The organism is Roseococcus microcysteis (assembly GCF_014764365.1).
Classification (GTDB): Bacteria; Pseudomonadota; Alphaproteobacteria; order Acetobacterales; family Acetobacteraceae; genus Roseococcus; species Roseococcus microcysteis.
In genome coordinates, this window is sequence record NZ_CP061718.1 from 830992 (window position 1) to 849794 (window position 18803).

Genomic DNA, 18803 nt, shown 5'->3' on the forward strand with positions numbered 1-18803 from the left:
TTCATCATTCTGCGGGGACACAGACGGCGCAAGCCGCACCCGTCCTGGAGGGACCGCCCGAATGACCACCCGTCGCAGCCTGCTGCTGGCCTCCGCGCTGGCCGCCCCCTTGGCCGCCCCCGCCATCGCGGCCGCCCAGACCTACCGGCCCGAATACAAGCTCTCGGTCGTGGGCAACCGGCCCATCCCCTTCGCCGAGGGCGCCTTCCAATGGGCCGAGCTGGTGACGCAGCGCAGCGGCGGGCGCATCAATGTGCGCGTCTATCCGGGCAGCCAGCTCGTGGGCGGGGACCAGACGCGGGAATTGCTGGCCATGCGCCAGGGCGTCATCGACATGTGCGTCTTCAGCACCATCAACATCGCGCCCCAGGTGCGCGAGGCCGGCGTCTTCCAGCTGCCCTTCCTGATGCCCGACCACCGCGCCTTCGACGCGCTGATCGAGGGCGAGGTGGGCCGCGACATCATGCAGGTGATGGATGGCCGCGACGTGGTGGGCCTCGCCTTCGGCGAAAACGGCTTCCGCGAAATCAGCAATTCGCGCCGCGCCATCCGCACGCCGGCCGATCTGCGCGGCCTCAAGATCCGCTTCGCCGCCGGCGCCATCTTCAACGACATCTTCACCGGCATGGGCGCCAACCCGCTGCAGATGTCCTTCGCGGACCTCCAGCCGGCGCTCAGCTCCGGCGCGGTGGATGGCCAGGAGAACCCGGTCAACCTCTTCCTCGCCTTCCGCATGGACACGCTGGCGCAGCGCCACATGACCATCTGGAACTATGTGAACGACGCGCTGATCTTCGGCGTCTCGAAATCGGTCTGGAACAGCTTCAACGCCGAGGACCAGGCGCTGCTGCGCGACTGCGCGCGGGAGGCGGCGGCGAACAACATCCGCCTGGCCCGCGCGGGCCTCGGCATCCCGGGCACGGATGACGCCGCACTCCAGGAACTCCGCCGCCGCAACGTGGAGGTGACGGTGCTGAGCGTGGAGGAAAAGCGCGCCTTCGCCCAGGCGCTGCGCCCCGTGCATGAGCGCTGGGCCAGCCGCATCGGCACCGGGCTGGTGCAGAAGGCCGAGGCCGCCATCCGCGCGCTGTCCTGATGGCGGAACCGCGCACCCGCCTGCCGCTCTCGCTGGAGCGGGTGCTGCTGGCGGCCGGCATGGCGGCGATGGCGCTGATCACGCTCGCCAACGTGGTCACGCGCTATTTGACCGACGTCTCGCTCGCCTTCACCGAGGAATACTCGGTGGCCCTGATCGTGATCGTGACGCTGGTGGGCACGGCTCTCGCCACCGCCACGGGGCGTCATATCCGGATTGATTGGCTGACGGGCAAGCTCTCGCCGCGCGGGCAGCGCTGGGCCGAAATCACGGGCATGGCGCTGCTGTTCTTCTGCTTCGCGCTGCTCGCCTGGTATGGCGGGCTAATGGCCTGGGATGAGTATCGCTTCGAGGCGCTCTCGCCCGGGCTCGGCCACCCGCAATGGCTGTATTCCGTGTGGCTGCCGCTGCTGTCGCTGCTGGTGATGGCGCGCGCGGCGGGGCGCATCTGGCGGCTGCTGCGGGGCGAGGACGCGTGACGGGCGGCATCCTTTTCGCGGCCTTCCTGGTCATGCTGCTGGGGGGCGTGCCGATCGGCGTGGCACTCGGCCTCGCGGGTGCGGCGGCCATCGTGCTGTCGGACCAGGCGATGATGGCCATGCCCACCAACGTCTCTGCCGGCATCGCGAAATACCCGCTGATCGCCCTGCCCATGTTCATCCTGGTGGGTTGCGTCTTCGACCGTGCGGGGGTGGCGCTGCGCCTCGTGCGCTTCGCCACCACGCTGGTGGGCGCGGGGCGCGGGGCGCTCGCTTCCGTTTCGGTGCTGGTCGCGATGGTGATGGGTGGCATCTCGGGCTCCGGCCCCGCCACGGCGGCGGCGGTGGGCAAGGTGATGACGGATGGCATGGTGCGCGACGGCTATCCGCGCCCCTTCATCGCGAGCGTGGTGGGGGCGGCGGCGGCGGTGGACATTCTGATCCCGCCCTCCATCGCCTTCATCATCTATGCGGTGATGGTGCCTGGCGTCTCGGTGCCGGCCATCTTCATGGCGGGGCTGTTTCCGGGGCTATTGGCCGGCGTCGCGATCCTGGTGCCCATCCTGTTGATCTCCTGGTTACGGGATTTCGGGGGGCGCAACCCCGACCGGGGCGGGCTCTCTGTGTGGCGCGCCTTCCGCGAGGCCTTCTGGGGGCTGATGGCACCCGTGGTCATCCTGGGCGGCATGCGGATCGGCGCCTTCACGCCGACCGAGGCCGCGGTCATGGCCGTCTTCTACGGCCTGTTCGTGGGCTTCGTGATCTATCGCAGCCTGACGCTGCGCGACCTCTACGAGATCCTGGTGGAAGCGGGCGAGATTTCGGCCGTCATCCTCATGGTGGTGGCACTCGCCACCGTCTTCGCCTGGGCCACCTCCACGCTCGGCATGGTGCAGCCGGTGGTGGGGGCGATCCTGGGGCTGGGGTTAGGCGAATATGGCACGCTGGCACTGCTGGTGGTGCTGGTGATCGTGGTGGGGATGTTCCTGGATGGCATTTCCATCTTCCTCATCCTGCTGCCGCTGCTGCTGCCCATCGCGCGGCATTTCGGGTGGGACCCGACCTGGTTCGGCATCATCCTCACCATGAAGATCGCGATCGGGCAGTTCACGCCGCCCATGGCGGTGAACATGATGGTGAGTTGCCGCATCGCGGGCGTCTCCATGCAGACCACCATCCCTTGGGTGAGCTGGATGGTGCTGGCCATGCTGGCGGCGCTGGCGCTGGTCATCGCGTTGCCGGGCATCGCGCTATGGCTGCCGCGCAGCATGGGGATGCTTTAGCGACGGATCGCCTCGGGCGGAATCGCCCAAGGCGTGAATCTGCCGTTCGACAGGCGCGCCGGGGGGTTGCCGAGCGCATGATTTCGCTTCGGAATACGGGCAACAGCAGTTGAGGAAACCGCCATGCCGGCCACCGAAGCCCTGCGCGACCCGCGCAGCCTGAAGCGCCTTCTCGCCCCCCGCAGCCTGGCCGTGATCGGCGTTTCCGGCGAGGCCACGGGCTTCGGCGCGCGCACCGTGCAGAACATGGCGAATTTCGACGGGCCGGTGTGGTGCGTGAACCCGAAATATGCGGGGCAGGAGCTGCATGGCCGCCCCTGCTACGCCTCGGTGGACGAGCTTCCGGGCGCTCCCGATTCGGCCGTGATCGCGCTGCCGCGCACCGGCGTGATGGCCGCCGTGCAGGCGCTGGCGAAGAAGGGCGGCGGCGGTGCGGTGCTCTATGCCTCCGGCTATGGCGAGACGGACCTGCCCGAGCGCGCGGTCGAGGAGCAAGAGCTGCGCGACACCGCCCGCGCCCTGGGCTTCCCGCTGCTCGGCGCCAATTGCCTGGGTTTCTGCGACCACACGCAGCGCGCGGGCGCCACCTTCATGCCCGACTACTTCAAGATGACCGCACCCGCCGGCGGCGTGGGCGTCGTCAGCCAGTCGGGCGCGCTCGGCTACGCACTGATGCAGGCGGCCGAGCGCGGCTTCGCCATGTGCCATATGGCCACCGCGGGCAATGCCACCGACCTCGATGTCTGTGACCTCGTGGCCTTCCAGCTCTCCATGCCCGAATGCCGCTCCATCGCGCTGGCTGTGGAAGGGTTGCGTGATGCGCGGCGCCTCTTTGAACTGGGCGAATTGGCGCGCAAGGCCGGCAAGCCGATCGTCGTCCTGAAGCTCGGTCGCGGCGAGATCGGCGCCAAGGCGGCCATGTCGCATACGGGCAGCCTGGCCGGCAGCACGGCGGCCTGGAGTGCGGGCTTCCAACGCGCCGGCATGCTGGAGGTCGAGGATTTCGACGCGCTGCTGGAGACGGCGGGCTTCTTCGCCAAGGCCGGTCCGCCCAAGGCGCGCGGCGTGGGCATCCTCACCCCCTCGGGCGGTGCGGGCATCATGGCCGCCGACCACGCGGAATTCGCGGGCCTCGCCTTGCCCCAGCCCGCGCCGGCGACGGAGGCCATCTTCCGCGCCACGCTCCCGGACTTCGGCAGCCCGCGCAACCCCTGCGACATGACCGCGCAGGTCGCCACCAATCCCAAGTATTTCGAGGATTGCATGCTGGCGATGCTGAATGACGACCAGTACGCGACCGTCGTTTTCCCGGTGGTCTATCACAACCCCGCCCCCGGCGCGACGCCGGCCCGCATGAAGACGATGGAGCCGATGGCGGCCGCGACCGGCAAGCCCATCTGCATCGCCTGGGTGCCGGAGAGCCTGGAGGGGCCGGGCGCCGAGGCCGCGGATGTCTCGCCCAACCTGGTGCTGTTCCGCTCGATGCGGCGGATGATGAATGCGCTGCGGCTGTGGTTCCACCACCATGACCCGAAGCCCGCGCCCGCGACGCCGGATGCCGCTGCCAGCGCCGCCGCCGCGAAGCTGCCGGCCGGCGAACAGACGTTGATGGAGGCCGCCGCCAAGACCGCCTTCGCCGAAGCCGGCCTGCCCGTGGTGCGCGAACTGCGCGCCGCCACCGCCGAGGACGCCGTGCGGGCCGCGCAGAGCCTCGGCTATCCGGTGGTGCTGAAGGTGGACAGCCCCGACATCGCCCACAAGACCGAGGTGGGCGGCGTGCAGCTCAACCTGGGCGATTCCGGCGCCGTCACCGCCGCCTTCGCGCGCATCAAGGACGGCGCTGCGCAACACGCGCCTCGCGCGCGGGTGGATGGCGTGCTGGTGCAGCGGATGGAGGCGAGGGGCGTCGAGCTCATCCTCGGCGCGCGGCGTGATCCGCAATTCGGCGTGATGGTGCTGGTGGGCCTGGGCGGCGTGCAGGCGGAGCTGTGGAAGGATGTGGCGCTGGAAGTGGCGCCCGTCTCACCCGAGGGCGCGATGGCCATGCTCAAGCGCCTCAAGGCCTGGCCGCTGCTGGACGGGTTCCGGGGCGCGGCGAAGGTGGATGTGGCAGCGGTGGCCGACGCCATCGCCCGCTTCTCGGCCTTCGCCGCCGCCGCCGGAGATCGGCTGGAGGAGGCCGAGATCAACCCGCTGGTCTGCCGCCCGGATGGCTGCGTGGCCGTGGACGGGCTGATGAAGCTGAACGGCTGAAGCCATCGCGTCTGATCGGCCCCGGTGGGTTTCACCGGGGCCGCGTGATCAGCCGCGCAGCAAGGTTTCAGTATCCTTCGCGCAGCAGCGGGAAGGCGCTGTGGACATTCGGGAACACCACCGGCGGCGCGCCGATGTGCACATGCTTGCGCGTCAACTCGCCGAAGCTGTTCACGCCCGTCAGGCCGAGCGCCTTGGTCGTCTCGTCCTCCAGGATTTCCAGCACGCGGCTGACACCCGAGGCGCCCTCCGCGGCCAGCCCGTAGAGGTAGAGGCGCCCCAGCCCCACCCAATCCGCTCCCAGCGCCACGGCCTTCACCAGGTCGGTGCCGCGGCTGAAGCTGCCATCCACCATGATCTTGGCGCGGCCGGCCACGGCCTCCACCACCTCGGGCAGCACGTCGAGCGAACCACGCCCGCCATCCAGCTGCCGCCCGCCATGGTTGGAGACGTAGATCACGTCCACCCCATGCTCGCAGGCGATGGCGGCGTCCTCGCCGGTGCCGATGCCCTTCAGGATCAGGGGGATCTTGTGCTTCTCCTTGAAGCGCGCGACCTCGCGCCAGGACAGCGCCGCCTGGTGGTCCATGCCGGTGTTGGCCGCGCGCCAGGTCTTGACGAAGCGCTTGGCCATGTCGCGTTCGCGGCGGCTGTAATGGGCGGTGTCCACCGTCATGCAGAAGGCGTCATAGCCGGCGGCGATGGCACGCTTGGCATGGTCATCCACGAAGTCGTCGCCGCCACGGACATAGAGCTGGAAGACGCGCGGGCCGCGCCCGGCGGCGGCCGTCTCCTCCATGCCGGGCTTGCTCACGCTGCTGAGCATGTAGGGCACGCCGTAATCGCCGGCGCCCTTCGCCACGCTGGCGCCGCCGCCGGGTTCGAAGCTTTCCAGCGACCCCACGGGGGCGAGGAAGACCGGCAGGCGAATCCGGTGGCCGAAGAAATCCACCCCCGTGTCCACGCGCGAGACGTCGTTCAGCACGCGCGGCCGCAGCGCGACCGTGTCGATGGCCATGCGGTTGCGGGCCAGCGTCGTCTCGGTCTCGGTGCCGCCGATCAGGTAGTCCCAGATGTTCGCGTTCAGCTTCTGCTTCGCCGCCTTCACGAACTCATGCAGGACCAGATATTTGCCGCCATCCAACTCGTTGGAATTCAGCCTCTCGCTCATGGAGCACCTCCCGTTTCAGGATGACGCTAGGCGGGGCAAGATGACCGGACAAGGTCAGGAGACATGCAATGCGGTGGAGTGAGCGGCGCGCGGCGGCGAGGGCTGTGCTGGAGGGGCATGACTGCATCCACCCCGCCTCGGTGCATGAGCCGGTGGCGGCGCGGATCGCCGAGGATCTGGGCTATGAACTCGGCATGTTCGCCGGCAGCACGGGCAGCCTGGCCGTGCTGGGCGCCCCCGACATCATCCTGCTGACGCTGACCGAATTCGCGGAACAGGCGCGGCGCATCAACCGCGCGGCCTCCCGCCTGCCGCTGGTGGTGGATGCGGACCATGGCTACGGCAACGCGCTGAACGTCATGCGCACGGTGGAGGAGCTGGAGGTGGCGGGAGTCGCCGCGCTCTCCATCGAGGACACCGCCCTGCCCCGCCCCTTCGGCACGGAGAAGCCCGTGCTGATTCCGCTCGACGAGGGCGTGGCCAAGATGCGCGCGGCGGTGGCGGCGCGCGACGATGCCTCGCTCATCATCTTCGCGCGGACGGGGGCCGTCTCCATCACGGGGCTGGAAGATGCGCTGGCGCGGGTGCGTGCCTACAACCACACCGGCACGGATGGCATCTTCCTGACCGGCGTGACGAAGCGCGCGGAGCTGGACGCGCTGGCCGCCGAGGCGAAGCTGCCGCTGGTTCTGGGCACGCTGTCCGACGAGATCAGCGACCGCGCCTATCTGGCCAGCCGCGGTGTGCGGATCGCCTTGCAGGGGCACCTGCCCTTCCAGGCGGCCATCCAGGCCATCCACGCGACCCTGAAGGCCTTGCGCGAGGGCACACCGCCCGCCCAGGTGGGCGGGACAGCCCCCAAGGCGCTGCGCGAGGCGGCGATGCGCGAGGCCGACTATGCGGAACTCGCGCGGCGTTTCCTGGGCTGATGCCCCTCGTGGATCCAGGGGCTTGAATCGGCCGCGCGGCTACACCTTGTGGATGGCCCGCCAGATCACCTCCGGCGTGGCGGGCATGTCCAGGTGGTTCACCCCCACGGGCCGCAGCGCCTCCACCAGCGCGTTCATCACGGCCGGCAGGCTGCCGGCGCAGCCCGCCTCGCCGCAGCCCTTGGCGCCGAGCGGGTTCGTGGTGCAAGGCACCTCGCGCGAGGACAGCTGGAAGTCCGGCAAATCCTCCGCGCGCGGCAGGCCGTAATCCATGAAGCTGGCCGAGAGAAGCTGGCCTTCCTCACTATAGGCCACCCGCTCATGCAGCGCCTGGCCGATACCCTGGACGATGCCGCCATGCGCCTGGCCCGCCACCAGCAGCGGGTTCACGATGACGCCGAAGTCGTTCACCGCCACATAGTTCAGGAAGGTGACGTGGCCCGTGTCGGGGTCCACCTCCAGCTCGCAGACATGGCAGCCGTTCGGGTAGGCCTGGGGCGCCTGGTCGAAGACATGCGTCACGTCGAGGCTGGAGGGCACCTCGCTCGGCAGGCTGTGGCTTTCGCGCAGTTTCTCCGCCAGTTCCATGATGCCGATGGCGCGGTCGGTGCCGGCCACGACGAAGCGGCCCCATTCGAATTCGATATCGGCCGGTGCCGTCTCCAGCACATGCGCGGCGGCGAGCTTGCCCTTCTCCACCACCAGCGCCGAGGCCTCCACGATCGCGGCCCCCGAAGCCATCAGCGACTTCGAGCCACCCGTGCCGCCGCCCGCCACCAGCTCATCGCTGTCGCCCTGCTTGAGGCGGATGGCCTCGAAGGGCACGCCCAGCTTCTGGTGCAGCACCTGGGCGAAGGCCGACCAATGGCCCTGCCCATAGTCCAGCGTGCCGGTGATGATGGTGACGGTGCCATCCTTCTCGAAGCGGATGCCGCCCTGCTCCTTCATGGGCGGCGCGGTGCATTCCAGGAAATTGCCCACGCCGATGCCGCGCAGCATGCCGCGCGCCTTGGATTCCGCGCGGCGGGATTCGAAATTGGCGAAGTCTGCGGCGCGCAGCGCGTCCTCCAGGATCGCGGAGAACTCGCCCCCGTCATAGACGCTGCCCGTGGGGGCGGCGTAGGGGAACTGGTCAGGCCTGATGTGGTTCAGGCGGCGGATCGCGACGGGGTCCTTGCCCATTTCGCGGGCGGCTTCCTCGATCAGCCGCTCCATGAAGTAGTTGCCCTCGGGCCGCCCCGCGCCGCGATAGGCCGAGACGGGGGTGGTGTTGGTCAGCAAGCTCTTCGTCCGCACCTCGATCAGCGGCATGGTGTAGTTGGACTGCACGTTCTTCACGAAATTGCCCGTGCCCATCAGCGGGGCCACGGTGGACAGGTAGGCGCCCATATTCGCGTAGCTGGTCAGCCGCACGGCCAGGAATTTTCCTTCACTGTCCAGCGCCAGTTCCGCCACCACCTCGTGGTCGCGCCCGTGCTGGTCGGACTGGAAGGCGCCGCTGCGGTCATCGGTCCACTTCACCGGGCGGCCCAATTGCTTCGCCGCGTGCAGCAGCGGCAGGTATTCCGGATAGGCATTGGCCTTCATGCCGAAGCTGCCGCCCACATTGCCGGTCAGCACGCGCACCTTCTCGCGCGGCATCTTCAGGATGTCATCGGCCAGCTGGTTCCGCAGGCCGAAGACGCCCTGGCAGCCCACATGCAGGATGAAGCGGCCCTCGGCGGCGTCATATTCGCCGATGGCGCTGCGCGGCTCCATCGCCGCCACCACGACGCGGCTGTTGCGGATGGAGAGCTTCTGGACATGCGCCGCGGCGGCGAAGGCCTCGGCCACCTGGGCGGCGTCGCCGAAGGCGAAGTCCAGCACGCAATTGCCGGGGATGTCGTCATAGAGCAGCGGGGCGTCCGGCGCGGCGGCGGCGGAGGCCTCGGTCACCGCCGGCAGCATGTCCACGTCCAGCATGATGAGTTCGGCCGCATCGCGCGCCTGGGCGCGCGTCTCGGCCACCACCACGGCAATGGGGTCGCCCACGAAGCGCAGCCGGTCGCTGGCCAGGGCTGGACGGTGGGTGGTGCGCAGCGCGCTGCCATCGGCGTTCTTCAGCGGCATGGCGCAGACCATGGCGCCATATCCCTCGAGGTCGGCCGCCGTGATCACGGCCTGCACGCCCGGCGCCTCACGGGCCGCGCTCACATCCAGCGAGAGCACCTTCGCATGGGCATAGGGGCTGCGGAACACCCAGGCATGAAGCTGGCCGGGCAGCGCCACGTCATCCGTGTAGCGCCCCTGCCCCTGCAGCAGCTTCGGGTCCTCCTGCCGCGGCACGGGCTGGCCGATGCCGAATTTCAGGCGCGTCGGGTCGAAGGGCAGGTTGGTGTCCGGCATCGCTGTCATCCATGCAAGGGTCACACAGATGGTAGGCACCACGGGGGCTTCCGCAAGGCCGCCCGTCGCGCCACGCTCAATCCCATGGTTTCGCCGCCCCTTCCCGCATGACGCCCACCCTGAACGGCATGATCCTTGCGGCGGGGGCGGGCTTCACCTTCGCCCTGCTGAACCTGAACCTGCGCGTGCTGGCGAGCGAGCTTCCCCCCTTCCAGGTCCAGTTCCTGCGCTATGGGGCGGGGCTGGTGGTCATGATCCCCTGGATCATCCAGGCGGGTATCGCCGCCTATGTGCCGCGGGCCCTGGGCGGGCAGCTCTGGCGGGGGGTGGCGCATACGGCAGCGCTGTTCTTCTGGTTCTCGGCCCTGCCGCATATTCCTTTCGCGACGCTGACGGCCATCGGCTTCACCGGGCCCATCTTCATCATGCTGGGGGCGGTGCTGTTTCTGAAGGAGCGCATGTTCTGGCAGCGCTGGGCCGCGGCCCTGCTGGGCTTCCTGGGCGTGCTGGTGGTGGTCGCACCCAGCTTCACCGGCACGGGCGGGCACCATGCGCTGCTGATGCTGGCCTCCGCCCCCCTGTTCGCGGCCTCCTTCCTCATCGCCAAGGCGCTGACGCGGCATGACACGCCGCAGGTGATCGTCGCCTGGCAGTCGCTGACGGTCGCGGTCTTCACCCTGCCCGTAGCGGTCTGGCTCTGGGAATGGCCGAGCCTGGCGCAATGGGGCATCGTGCTGCTCTGTGGGGCGCTGGGCAGCCTAGGGCATTGGATGCTGACCATGGCCTATCGCATCGCCGACATCTCGGCGGCCCAACCAGTGAAGTTCCTGGACCTGATCTGGGCCGCCTGCCTCGGCTACCTGGCCTTCTCGGAAATCCCGACCACGACCACCCTGGCCGGTGCCGCCGTGATCTTCCTCTCCACCAGCTGGATCGCGCGCGTCGAGGCGCGGCGCGGACGGAGTACCCCCGCATGACGCCCGACATCATCGAACTCGACCACGCCGCCACCCGCCACGAGACCCGCTGCGGCGATGGCCATGTGGTCTGGCGCAGCTGGGGCGAGGGCCAGCCGCTGGTGCTGCTGCATGGCGGCTCGGGCAGCTGGCGGCATTGGGCGCGCAATGTGGGGCCGCTCTCGCGCCATTACCGCGTGCTGGCGGCCGACATCCCGGGCCTGGGCGAGAGCGCCATGCCCCCCGGCGAGGCCACGCCGCAATCGGCCGCGCTGCCGCTGCGCGACGGTCTCGTGCAATTGCTGGGGCCTGAGCGGCGCTACCACCTGACGGGCTTCTCCTTCGGCGCCAATGTCAGTGGGCAGTTGGCGGCGCTGGAGGGGGAGCATGTCCGCACGCTGACGCTGGTGGGCGCGGCCTCGCTGGGCCTCGCACGCCCGCCGCTGGAATTGCTGAAGGTGCGCGACAAGCAGGGCGCGGCCCGGGTCGAGGCCAACCGCGAGAATCTGAAGCGCCTCATGTTCCACGACCCGGCGAAGATTGATGCCACGGCGCTGGCCATCCAGGACTGGCACACCAACCATGCGCGGCTCCGCAGCCGGGGCTTCGCCTCCGGCACGTCGCTGAAGGATGCGCTGGAGCGCGTGACCGCGCCGCTCAACGGCATCTGGGGCGAATTCGACGCCGTGGCCTTCCCGAACGTGGCCGCGCGGCTGGACGTGATCCGCGCGCGCGACCCCTCGATGCTGGAGGCCGTCATCCCCGCCGCCGGCCATTGGGTGGCCTATGAGGCGGCGGAGGAATTCAACGCCGCACTTCTTTCGATTCTGGCGCGACGTGAAGGAAGAACAGCGCAATGAACGCCATCACCGACAGCGCGATGGTCAGCCAGAGCGCGTGGGCGCCGTAGCCCTCCACCACGAAGCCGAACAGGGCCGGCGCCAGCGCCCCCATGAAGCGGGCCGGCGCCACCACCAGCCCCTGCCGCGCGCCATACCCCGCCGCCCCGAAGATCGCGAGCGGCAGGGTGCCGCGCACGATGGTCTGGATGCCGTTCCCCGCCCCGTGCAGCAGCACGAAGGGCGCGGCCAGCGGCCCGCCGAAGATCAGCAGCAGCACCGCGCCCAAGGGGTGGGTGGTCAGCGCGATCCGTGCTGACAGCAGCGGGTGGGCCCGCCGCAGCAGGGTGAATTCGAAGACCCGCGCGGCCACCTGGGCCGGCCCCATCAGCGCGCCGGCGGCGATCGCGGCCGCGGGCGTGGCGCCGGCAGCCACCAGCAGCCCCGGCAGATGCGCCGCCAGTGCCGAGGCCGAGAACCCGCCCGAGACGAAGATGAAGGCCATGAGCCACGCCGCGCGGCGGGTGCGGCGCGCCGTCTCAGCGTCGGGGGGTGGCGCGGGCTGCGCCTCGGGGGCCCGCACCGTCCCGCGCGGCAGCAGCGCGTTGAGCGGCAGGGCGAGCAGCAGCATCACCAGCGCCCAGCCCGCGCAGGCGCCGCGCCAGCCGAACTCCGCCTGCATCCAGGCCGTGACGGGCCAGCCCACCGTGCTGGCGAAGCCCGCGATCAGGGTGATGCCCGTGATGGCGCCGCGCGCGTCACGCCCATAGATGCGCGCCAACGCGGCAAAGCCCGCGTCGTACAGGCCCATCGCCATGCCGATGCCCAGCACGGCGAAGCCCAGGAACATCACCACCGGCCCTTGCGCCATGGCCAGCACTGCCAGCCCCGTGGCCAGCACCAGGTTGGAGGCGATCAGCACCGCGCGCCCGCCATGCTGGTCAATGGCCCGGCCCACGCGCGGCCCCAGGAAGGCCGTCAGCAGCAGGGCGCAGGAGAAGGCGACGAAGATGGTGGAGGCGTTCACCCCCAGCTCATCCGCCATCCGCCCCGCCAGGATGGCCGGGATGTAGTAGCTGCCGGCCCAGGCGAGCGTCTGGGTGGTGCCCAGGATGGCGATGACGAGCGCCTTGCTCATGGCGCGGGCGGGTAAGTGATGGTGACCACCTCGATCTCCTCAAGGCCGGCAGGGGTCCGCAGCTTCACGACATCGCCGACGGTCTTGCCCAGCAATGCCCGCGCCACGGGCGAAACCCAGGAGATGCGGCCCTGCGTCGCGTCCGCCTCCTCCATGCCCACGATGGTGATGGTCACTTCGCTGTCGTCCATCCGGGCATAGGTGACGGTGGCGCCGAAGAAGATCTTGTCGCGCCGGGTCTGTTTCGCGGCATCCACCACCTCCGCACGCTCCAGCCGGCGGCGGAGGAAGCGCACGCGGCTGTCAATCTGTCGCAGGCGGCGCTTGCCGTACTGGTAGTCGGCGTTCTCGCTGCGGTCGCCGAGGCCCGCGGCCCACGAGACCACTTCCACCACCTTGGGCCGTTCGCCATGCCACAGCTCATGCAGTTCGCGCGTCAGCGCCGCATGGCCGGCGGGCGTCATGTAGAAGGGGGTGCCGGGGGGAAGACCGGGTGGGCCTTCCTCCTCATCATCCTCGTCAGCCAAGGCCCGCTCCGAGGGAAGACAGCGCCTCGGCCACGGCGGCGCGGCCCGTCTCGCTCAGCGGCGCCTGGGGCGGCAGCGGGTCGCCCACCGCGAAGCCCTGGATTTGCAACGCGCCCTTGATGCAGGCGGCCAGGGCGTATTGGGCGAACAGCTCGTTGAAGCGCCAGAGGCGGCGTTGCAGCGGCAGCGCCTCGGCCCAGTTGCCGGCGCGGCAGAGATCGTAGAGCCGCACGCTCTCGCGCGGGATCACGCAGGCGGGGCCGGCCATCCAGCCCACGCCGCCGATGAGCATGACGGCGGCCGGGATGTGGGCGGAGGCGCTGAACACATCCATCCGCCCCTCCACCGCATTCATGATGGACAGCAGCCGACCGGTGTTCGTGCTGGCATCCTTGATGGCCACGATGCGCGGGTGGTGGGACAGCTTCGTGATGGCCGGCAGGGAGAGGTCGCTGCGCTGGAAATTCGGGTTGGTGTAGAGAACGAGGGGCAGCCCGGTCGCATCCGCCAGCGCGGTGAAATAGCTGACCACGCCCGCTTCGGGGACGGGGAAATAGGCCTCCATCACGCCCAGGATGCCGTCCGCGCCCAGCCTTTCGTAGTCGCGCGCCTGGGCCATCGCATCGGCCGTGGTGGTGGCCGCAACCCCTGCCACCACCGGCACCCGGCCGCGCGCCTGTTCCACCACGATGCGGACGATCTCGTGCCTCTGGGCGTGGCTGAGATAGGCAAACTCGCCCGTGGAGCCGAGCGGCGTCAGCCCATGCACGCCGGCACCGATCAGATGCTCGACCAGGTCGCGCAGCGGGGCCTCCAGCACCGCGCCATCGGGGCCGATGGGTGAGACCAGGTACGGGAAGACCCCGGCAAAACGGCTCATGCGAGGTACATGCCCCCGTTGATGTGATAGACCTGCCCCGTGATGAAACCCGCCTTCGGGCCAGCCAGGAAGACCGCCAGCTCCGCGATCTCCTCCGGGCGGCCAATGCGGCCCACGGGGAAGGTGGTGCTACGGGCGGCGATCTCCTCCTCCGTCATGCCGAAGCGCGGCTGGGCGGTGTCGGTCAGGCCGGGCGCGATGGCGTTGACCCGGATGGCGGGCGCCAGCGCCAGGGCCGTGGCGCGCGTCAGCCCCACCACGCCGTTCTTGCTGGCGGTGTAGTGCACCCCGCGCGGATCACCCCGCACGGCCGAGGAGGACAAGTTGATCACCGAACCCGGCCGCCCCGCCAGCGCGCGGGCGAAGGCCTGGGTCAGGAAGGCGCCGGCCTTGAGGTTGATGCCCAGCACGGCGTCCCACTCGGCTTCCTCCATGGCCAGGAAGTCGCAGCGGGGGAAGATGCCGGCATTGTTCACCAGGATGTCCGGCACGCCCAGCGCTTCCACGGCCGCGGCGTGCAATGCCCGCACCTCCGGCACGGTCGCCACGCTGCCCTGCAGCAACGCGCAGCGCCGCCCCATGGCCCGGATTTCGGTGGCGAGGTCCACCGGCTCGGCATCCAGCCAGTTCACCGCCACATCCGCCCCCGCCGCGGCGAGCGCGCGGGCAATGGCGGCGCCGATGCCCTGCTGCGCGCCCGTGACCAGCGCGATACGGCCGGCCAGCTCGCTCATTCGGCGGCGAGCTTCAGCGCGGTGGGGTCGCGCCGCGCCAGGCGGGCCAGCTGGTAGTCCACCTCCGCCCGCGTGGCGTCGGACAGCTTCGGCCCCGGCGCGCGCAGGGTCGGGTGCGCGATGATGCCGCGCCGCGCCAGGATGTATTTCCGCACGGCGAGGCCGAGGCCCGGCTGCAATTCGGTGCGGATCAGCGGCAGGTGCGCCTCGAAGGCGTCCATCGCCTCGTCGCGCTTGCCGTCCAGCAGCAGGTTGCGCACGCGCACCAGCATCTCGGGGAAGGCGTAGCCCGTCATCATGCCGTCGGCGCCGCGCAGCGTCTCCTCGGGGAGGTATTGCCCGCCATTGCCGCCATAGATGGCGATGCGGGGCATCTCGCCCGCCTTCATCATGGAAACGAGGGCGCTGATCTTGTCGAGGCCCGGCCAGTCCTCGGCCTTGAGCATGACGAGGCGCGGATCGGCCTTGGCCAGGGTGGCGATCATCCGCGCCGTCATGGTCACGTTGGTCAATTGAGGAAAATCCTGCAGGCACCAGGGCGCGGGTGCGACGGCCTCCGAGGCGCCCTGCATCCAGGAGATGATGGCCTCATCCCCGCGCAGACCCATGGGGGGCGCGATCATGACGCCGGCCGCGCCTGCGTCCATGGAGCCGCGCGCCAGCGCGCGCATGGGCGCATAGCCCGGCGCCGAGACGCCCACGATGACCGGCAGGCCCGCCGCATGCTTCAGCACGATGCGCACCAGGCGCAGCGATTCCTCGGCATCCAGCTTGGGCGCCTCGCCCATGATGCCCAGGATGGTGAGGCCCGTGGCGCCGGCGGCCACATAGGCCTCGGTCATGCTGGCGGCGCTGCGTTCATCCAGCGTGCCATCGGGCAGGAAGGGCGTGGGGCAAATGACGCAGACGCCTTGGGCCTGGGCGGTGAGCATGGGACTTCTCCTGAACTTTGCGCGAACCTAAACCCGTCTTCTGCCCCTGCGAAGGATGTCCCATGCCCCTGCCCGGCGGAATGCCCCCGACAAGCCGTGATCTTGTCGGCCATGCGAACCAGCCGCCCGACCCGCGATGGCCGGGCGGCGCGCGCCTGGCGCTCTCCTTCGTGGTGAATGTGGAGGAAGGGGCGGAGCTCAGCCTCGCCAGCGGCGATGCGCGCAATGAAAGCGTGCACGAAATCCGCGAGGAGGTGGTGGGCGTGCCCGACCCCTGCATGGAGACCCACTACGCCTATGGCGCGCGGGCCGGCATCTGGCGAATCCTGGATGCCTTCGACCGGCATGGGGTGAAGGCCACCTTCTCTTCCTGCGGCCGCGCCATTGCCGCCAACCCGCATCTGGCCGCCGCCCCGCACGCCGCCGGCCACGAGATCAGCGCCCATGGCTGGCGCTGGGAAAGCCACGCCAACATGGACGAGGCGACCGAGCGCGAGGTCATCGCCGCCACCGTTGCCGCCATCCGTGACGCGACCGGGGAACGGCCGGTGGGCTGGCACACGCGCTCGGCCTCCTCGCCCAACACGCGGCGGCTGCTGCGGGAGGAAGGGGGCTTCCTCTACGACAGCGACGCCTATGACGACGACCTGCCGCGCCTTCACGCGCCAGGCCATGTCATCCTGCCCTATGCCTTCGACACGAATGACATGCGCTTCTCGCCCGGCGGCGGCTTCGTCCAGGCCGAGGATTTTTCACGGTACTGCATCGGCGCCGTGGACTGGCTGCTGGCGGAGGGCGCGCGGGCGCCCAAGATGCTCTCCATCGGCCTGCATCTGCGCATCATCGGCCGGCCCGGGCGCATGGCGGGGCTGGAGGCGGTGCTGGCCCATGTGGCACGAACCCCCGGCATCTGGGTGGCGCGGCGGCGGGATATCGCGGCGCATTGGCTGGCCCGCGCGGACCAGAAGGGATGATTTCTGCCGCGGAAAAACCATGAAGGCGGACCAGCCTCCGCATCATGCCCGATGCCCTGCCCCTGGACCCCCCGCGCCCGGCGCTGTCCGTGGTGGTGCCCTGCTACAATGAGCAGGAGGTGCTGCCCGAATTCCACCGCCGCCTCGGCGCCGTGTTGTCCGCCCAGGACCTGCCCTGGGAGGTGGTCTATGTGAATGACGGCTCGCGCGATGCCACGCTCGGGCTGATGCTGGACCTGGCCGCGACCGATCCGCGCGTGGCCGTGGTCAACCTCTCGCGCAATTTCGGCAAGGAGATCGCGCTGACGGCGGGCCTCGACCACGCGCGCGGCAGCGAGGGCGTGGTCGTGATCGACGCCGACCTCCAGGACCCGCCCGAGGTCATCCCCGAATTGCTGGCCGCCTGGCGCCGCGGCTTCGACGTGGCCTATGCCCAGCGCAGCGCCCGCCACGGCGAGGGCTGGCTGAAGCGGACCACCGCCGCCGGCTTCTACCGGCTGATGCAGCGGGTCGGCGGCCGCGTGGCCCTGCCCCCCGACACCGGCGATTTCCGCTTCATGTCCCGCCGCGCGCTGGATGCGCTGCTGCAACTGCGGGAGCAGCACCGCTTCATGAAGGGCCTCTTCGCCTGGGTGGGCTTCCCGGCCGTGGCCGTGCCCTATGCGCGCGCGCCCCGCGCCGCGGGCACCACCAAGTGGAACTGGTGGAAGCTGTGGAACCTTTCGCTGGAGGGCATCACCAGCTTCACCCTGGGGCCGCTGAAGCTCGCCTCCTATGTGGGGCTGGCGGTGGCGGTGCTGGCGGGGCTCTACATCGTGCAGCTCCTGGTCCGCACGCTGGTCTTCGGCAATGAGGTGGCGGGCTATCCGAGCCTGATGGCCGTGGTGCTGTTCATGGGCGGCGTGCAGATGATGATGCTGGGCATCATCGGCGAATATCTCGGCCGCATCTTCAACGAGACGAAACGCCGGCCCCTCTACATCGTGGAGCGCCATCTGCGCTCCGGCATGGTGCCGACGGAGCGCCCCCTCGCGGGACAGCAGGCGGGCTGAGACGGCGCGCCGCAATTGTGGCGGCGCTGCCTTGATTGCGTCCCGATGTCGCGCTTGCAATTTCAGATTTTCGCCAGGCGCAACTCCGTGCCGCATGGTTGACCTTCACCTGGGACAGATCAGCCATGTCGCGCGCGGCCGAACGTCCGCCGAGCGCCACCTCGAAGCACACCTGCGAACCCTTTCCAATCAGTGAATTCGGGGATGCTGCTGCTGTGAATTATCAATCCGCGATGGACTGATCCGGAAGCCTCCTGGGCTTCTTTGCCGCCCCGGGCATGGATTTCGAGCGCGCCACAATATTGCCTTGGGCGGGTCCAAAAGCCGCCTGCGATCAACCGGATAACGGCAGCGTGGTCAGGAAGGGACGGTCCCTTCCACCGCCACGGCAACCCTGACGGGCCACCCCCGGCCCAGTTACGGAAGGTTCGATATGCCCGGCCTGGACGCATTCTCGTCCCTGCAACGCGACCCCGCCTCGCGCGAGAGCGTGATGGGCGCCGGCTATGCCGCACCCTCCATGGTGCTGGCCCCCCCGCATGCCGCTTGGCGCAGCGGGGCGCGCCCCTTCCTGAAGCGCGCCCTCGACGTCCTGGGCGCGGGGGTGCTGCTGCTGCTGCTCGCCCCCCTCATGCTCGTGCTGGCCTGGCTGGTGCGCGGCGATGGTGGCCCCGCCTTCTATGCCCACCGCCGCGTGGGCCGGGGTGGCGAGGGTTTTGGCTGCCTCAAGTTCCGCTCCATGGTGGTGGACAGCCAGGCGCGGCTCGACGCCCTGCTGGCCAGCGACGCGGAGGCACGCGCCGAATGGGAGGCCACCCGAAAGCTGCGCCAGGACCCGCGCGTGACGGCCGTCGGCCGCTTTCTCCGCGCCACCTCGCTCGACGAGCTGCCCCAGCTGATCAATGTGCTGCGCGGCGAGATGAGCCTGGTGGGCCCCCGCCCCGTCATCCAGTCGGAGCTGGACCAGTTCTACGGCGCGGCCGCCGCGCACTATATCAGCGTGCGCCCCGGCATCACCGGCCTGTGGCAGGTCTCGGGCCGGTCGGACACCAGCTACGCCCAGCGCGTGGCGCTGGACGTGGCCTATGTGGCCAGCCCCTCACTGTGGAACGACATCCGCATCCTGCTGCGGACCCCGCTCGCCGTGCTGTCGCGCCGCGGCGCCTGCTGAGCTA

The 18803-nt window shown here is 69.8% G+C and carries 17 protein-coding genes; 10 read left to right on the forward strand and 7 right to left on the reverse strand.

The annotated features are described in order from the left end of the window. The first annotated feature begins 61 nt into the window (after nt 1–61). From dctP to ICW72_RS03870, 4 genes are all read left to right on the forward strand, one after another. Nucleotides 62–1096, forward strand: coding sequence for a TRAP transporter substrate-binding protein DctP (gene dctP / locus ICW72_RS03855; RefSeq protein ID WP_191085018.1), 1035 nt, complete (start codon nt 62–64; stop codon nt 1094–1096). Further along, the gene (locus tag ICW72_RS03860) at nt 1096–1575 is read left to right on the forward strand and encodes a TRAP transporter small permease (protein WP_191085019.1); all 480 of its coding nucleotides are present in this window, start codon (nt 1096–1098) and stop codon (nt 1573–1575) included. Before dctP ends, ICW72_RS03860 begins: the two co-directional genes overlap by 1 nt. Further along, complete coding sequence (locus tag ICW72_RS03865) at nt 1572–2858, forward strand: TRAP transporter large permease (RefSeq protein WP_191085020.1); 1287 nt, start codon at nt 1572–1574, stop codon at nt 2856–2858. The genes ICW72_RS03860 and ICW72_RS03865 overlap by 4 nt, the downstream gene beginning before the upstream one ends. A gap of 123 nt (nt 2859–2981) precedes the next feature. Beyond that, the gene (locus tag ICW72_RS03870) at nt 2982–5111 is read left to right on the forward strand and encodes an acetate--CoA ligase family protein (protein ID WP_191085021.1); all 2130 of its coding nucleotides are present in this window, start codon (nt 2982–2984) and stop codon (nt 5109–5111) included. Between the two features lie 67 nt (nt 5112–5178). On the opposite strand, the gene ICW72_RS03875 is transcribed toward ICW72_RS03870, so the two are convergent. After that, nucleotides 5179–6282, reverse strand: coding sequence for an alpha-hydroxy acid oxidase (locus tag ICW72_RS03875; RefSeq protein ID WP_191085022.1), 1104 nt, complete (start codon nt 6280–6282; stop codon nt 5179–5181). A 68-nt stretch (nt 6283–6350) separates the two neighbouring features. Here ICW72_RS03875 and ICW72_RS03880 point away from each other — a divergent pair, with 68 nt between their 5' ends. Beyond that, the gene (locus tag ICW72_RS03880) at nt 6351–7211 is read left to right on the forward strand and encodes an isocitrate lyase/PEP mutase family protein (RefSeq protein ID WP_191085023.1); all 861 of its coding nucleotides are present in this window, start codon (nt 6351–6353) and stop codon (nt 7209–7211) included. A gap of 39 nt (nt 7212–7250) precedes the next feature. Here the strand turns inward: ICW72_RS03880 and ICW72_RS03885 are convergent, their stop codons facing one another. Then, nucleotides 7251–9596 (reverse strand): xanthine dehydrogenase family protein molybdopterin-binding subunit, encoded by a 2346-nt coding sequence (locus ICW72_RS03885; protein ID WP_191085024.1) that lies wholly within the window; start codon nt 9594–9596, stop codon nt 7251–7253. Nucleotides 9597–9703: 107 nt separating this feature from the next. On the opposite strand from ICW72_RS03885, the gene ICW72_RS03890 reads away from it, so the two are divergent. Together ICW72_RS03890 and ICW72_RS03895 are read left to right on the forward strand one after the other, a co-directional pair. After that, the gene (locus tag ICW72_RS03890) at nt 9704–10573 is read left to right on the forward strand and encodes a DMT family transporter (protein ID WP_223880807.1); all 870 of its coding nucleotides are present in this window, start codon (nt 9704–9706) and stop codon (nt 10571–10573) included. After that, a complete protein-coding gene (locus ICW72_RS03895; RefSeq protein WP_191085025.1) occupies nt 10570–11412 on the forward strand; it encodes an alpha/beta fold hydrolase in 843 nt (280 codons plus the stop codon). Before ICW72_RS03890 ends, ICW72_RS03895 begins: the two co-directional genes overlap by 4 nt. On the opposite strand, the gene ICW72_RS03900 is transcribed toward ICW72_RS03895, so the two are convergent. From ICW72_RS03900 to ICW72_RS03920, 5 genes are read right to left on the reverse strand one after another with little or no spacing between them, the layout of a single operon-like run. Next, complete coding sequence (locus ICW72_RS03900; RefSeq protein WP_191085026.1) at nt 11357–12529, reverse strand: MFS transporter; 1173 nt, start codon at nt 12527–12529, stop codon at nt 11357–11359. The genes ICW72_RS03895 and ICW72_RS03900 overlap by 56 nt on opposite strands. Further along, nucleotides 12526–12993: a transcription elongation factor GreB gene (gene greB / locus ICW72_RS03905; protein ID WP_456300191.1), complete on the reverse strand. Its 468-nt coding sequence runs from the start codon at nt 12991–12993 to the stop codon at nt 12526–12528. Before greB ends, ICW72_RS03900 begins: the two co-directional genes overlap by 4 nt. Before the next feature lie 55 nt (nt 12994–13048). Next, nucleotides 13049–13936, reverse strand: a complete 888-nt coding sequence (locus tag ICW72_RS03910; RefSeq protein ID WP_191085028.1) for a dihydrodipicolinate synthase family protein — start codon at nt 13934–13936, stop codon at nt 13049–13051. Beyond that, on the reverse strand, nt 13933–14670 hold the full coding sequence (locus ICW72_RS03915; RefSeq protein WP_191085029.1) for an SDR family NAD(P)-dependent oxidoreductase: 738 nt from the start codon (nt 14668–14670) through the stop codon (nt 13933–13935). Before ICW72_RS03915 ends, ICW72_RS03910 begins: the two co-directional genes overlap by 4 nt. Next, entirely contained in the window at nt 14667–15602 is a 936-nt protein-coding gene (locus ICW72_RS03920; protein WP_191085030.1) for a dihydrodipicolinate synthase family protein, read from the reverse strand. The genes ICW72_RS03915 and ICW72_RS03920 overlap by 4 nt, the downstream gene beginning before the upstream one ends. Before the next feature lie 62 nt (nt 15603–15664). On the opposite strand from ICW72_RS03920, the gene ICW72_RS03925 reads away from it, so the two are divergent. The 3 genes from ICW72_RS03925 (at nt 15665) to ICW72_RS03935 (ending at nt 18799) form a co-directional block, all read left to right on the forward strand. Beyond that, the gene (locus ICW72_RS03925; protein WP_223880808.1) at nt 15665–16576 is read left to right on the forward strand and encodes a polysaccharide deacetylase family protein; all 912 of its coding nucleotides are present in this window, start codon (nt 15665–15667) and stop codon (nt 16574–16576) included. 44 nt (nt 16577–16620) lie between these two features. Further along, nucleotides 16621–17628, forward strand: coding sequence for a glycosyltransferase family 2 protein (locus ICW72_RS03930; RefSeq protein ID WP_191085031.1), 1008 nt, complete (start codon nt 16621–16623; stop codon nt 17626–17628). 433 nt (nt 17629–18061) lie between these two features. Then, nucleotides 18062–18799, forward strand: coding sequence for a sugar transferase (locus tag ICW72_RS03935; RefSeq protein ID WP_191085032.1), 738 nt, complete (start codon nt 18062–18064; stop codon nt 18797–18799). The last annotated feature ends 4 nt before the right edge of the window (nt 18800–18803 follow it).

What these genes read in the sequence shown, in the direction of transcription:
- dctP (WP_191085018.1), top strand. Translation starts at nt 62, where the DNA reads ATGACCACCCGTCGCAGCCTGCTGCTGGCCTCCGCGCTGGCCGCCCCC.
- ICW72_RS03860 (WP_191085019.1), top strand. Translation starts at nt 1,096, where the DNA reads ATGGCGGAACCGCGCACCCGCCTGCCGCTCTCGCTGGAGCGGGTGCTG.
- ICW72_RS03870 (WP_191085021.1), top strand. Translation starts at nt 2,982, where the DNA reads ATGCCGGCCACCGAAGCCCTGCGCGACCCGCGCAGCCTGAAGCGCCTT.
- ICW72_RS03875 (WP_191085022.1), bottom strand. Translation starts at nt 6,282, where the DNA reads ATGAGCGAGAGGCTGAATTCCAACGAGTTGGATGGCGGCAAATATCTG.
- ICW72_RS03880 (WP_191085023.1), top strand. Translation starts at nt 6,351, where the DNA reads ATGCGGTGGAGTGAGCGGCGCGCGGCGGCGAGGGCTGTGCTGGAGGGG.
- ICW72_RS03885 (WP_191085024.1), bottom strand. Translation starts at nt 9,596, where the DNA reads ATGCCGGACACCAACCTGCCCTTCGACCCGACGCGCCTGAAATTCGGC.
- ICW72_RS03890 (WP_223880807.1), top strand. Translation starts at nt 9,704, where the DNA reads ATGACGCCCACCCTGAACGGCATGATCCTTGCGGCGGGGGCGGGCTTC.
- ICW72_RS03895 (WP_191085025.1), top strand. Translation starts at nt 10,570, where the DNA reads ATGACGCCCGACATCATCGAACTCGACCACGCCGCCACCCGCCACGAG.
- ICW72_RS03900 (WP_191085026.1), bottom strand. Translation starts at nt 12,529, where the DNA reads ATGAGCAAGGCGCTCGTCATCGCCATCCTGGGCACCACCCAGACGCTC.
- greB (WP_456300191.1), bottom strand. Translation starts at nt 12,993, where the DNA reads ATGACGCCCGCCGGCCATGCGGCGCTGACGCGCGAACTGCATGAGCTG.
- ICW72_RS03910 (WP_191085028.1), bottom strand. Translation starts at nt 13,936, where the DNA reads ATGAGCCGTTTTGCCGGGGTCTTCCCGTACCTGGTCTCACCCATCGGC.
- ICW72_RS03915 (WP_191085029.1), bottom strand. Translation starts at nt 14,670, where the DNA reads ATGAGCGAGCTGGCCGGCCGTATCGCGCTGGTCACGGGCGCGCAGCAG.
- ICW72_RS03920 (WP_191085030.1), bottom strand. Translation starts at nt 15,602, where the DNA reads ATGCTCACCGCCCAGGCCCAAGGCGTCTGCGTCATTTGCCCCACGCCC.
- ICW72_RS03925 (WP_223880808.1), top strand. Translation starts at nt 15,665, where the DNA reads ATGCCCCTGCCCGGCGGAATGCCCCCGACAAGCCGTGATCTTGTCGGC.
- ICW72_RS03930 (WP_191085031.1), top strand. Translation starts at nt 16,621, where the DNA reads ATGCCCGATGCCCTGCCCCTGGACCCCCCGCGCCCGGCGCTGTCCGTG.
- ICW72_RS03935 (WP_191085032.1), top strand. Translation starts at nt 18,062, where the DNA reads ATGCCCGGCCTGGACGCATTCTCGTCCCTGCAACGCGACCCCGCCTCG.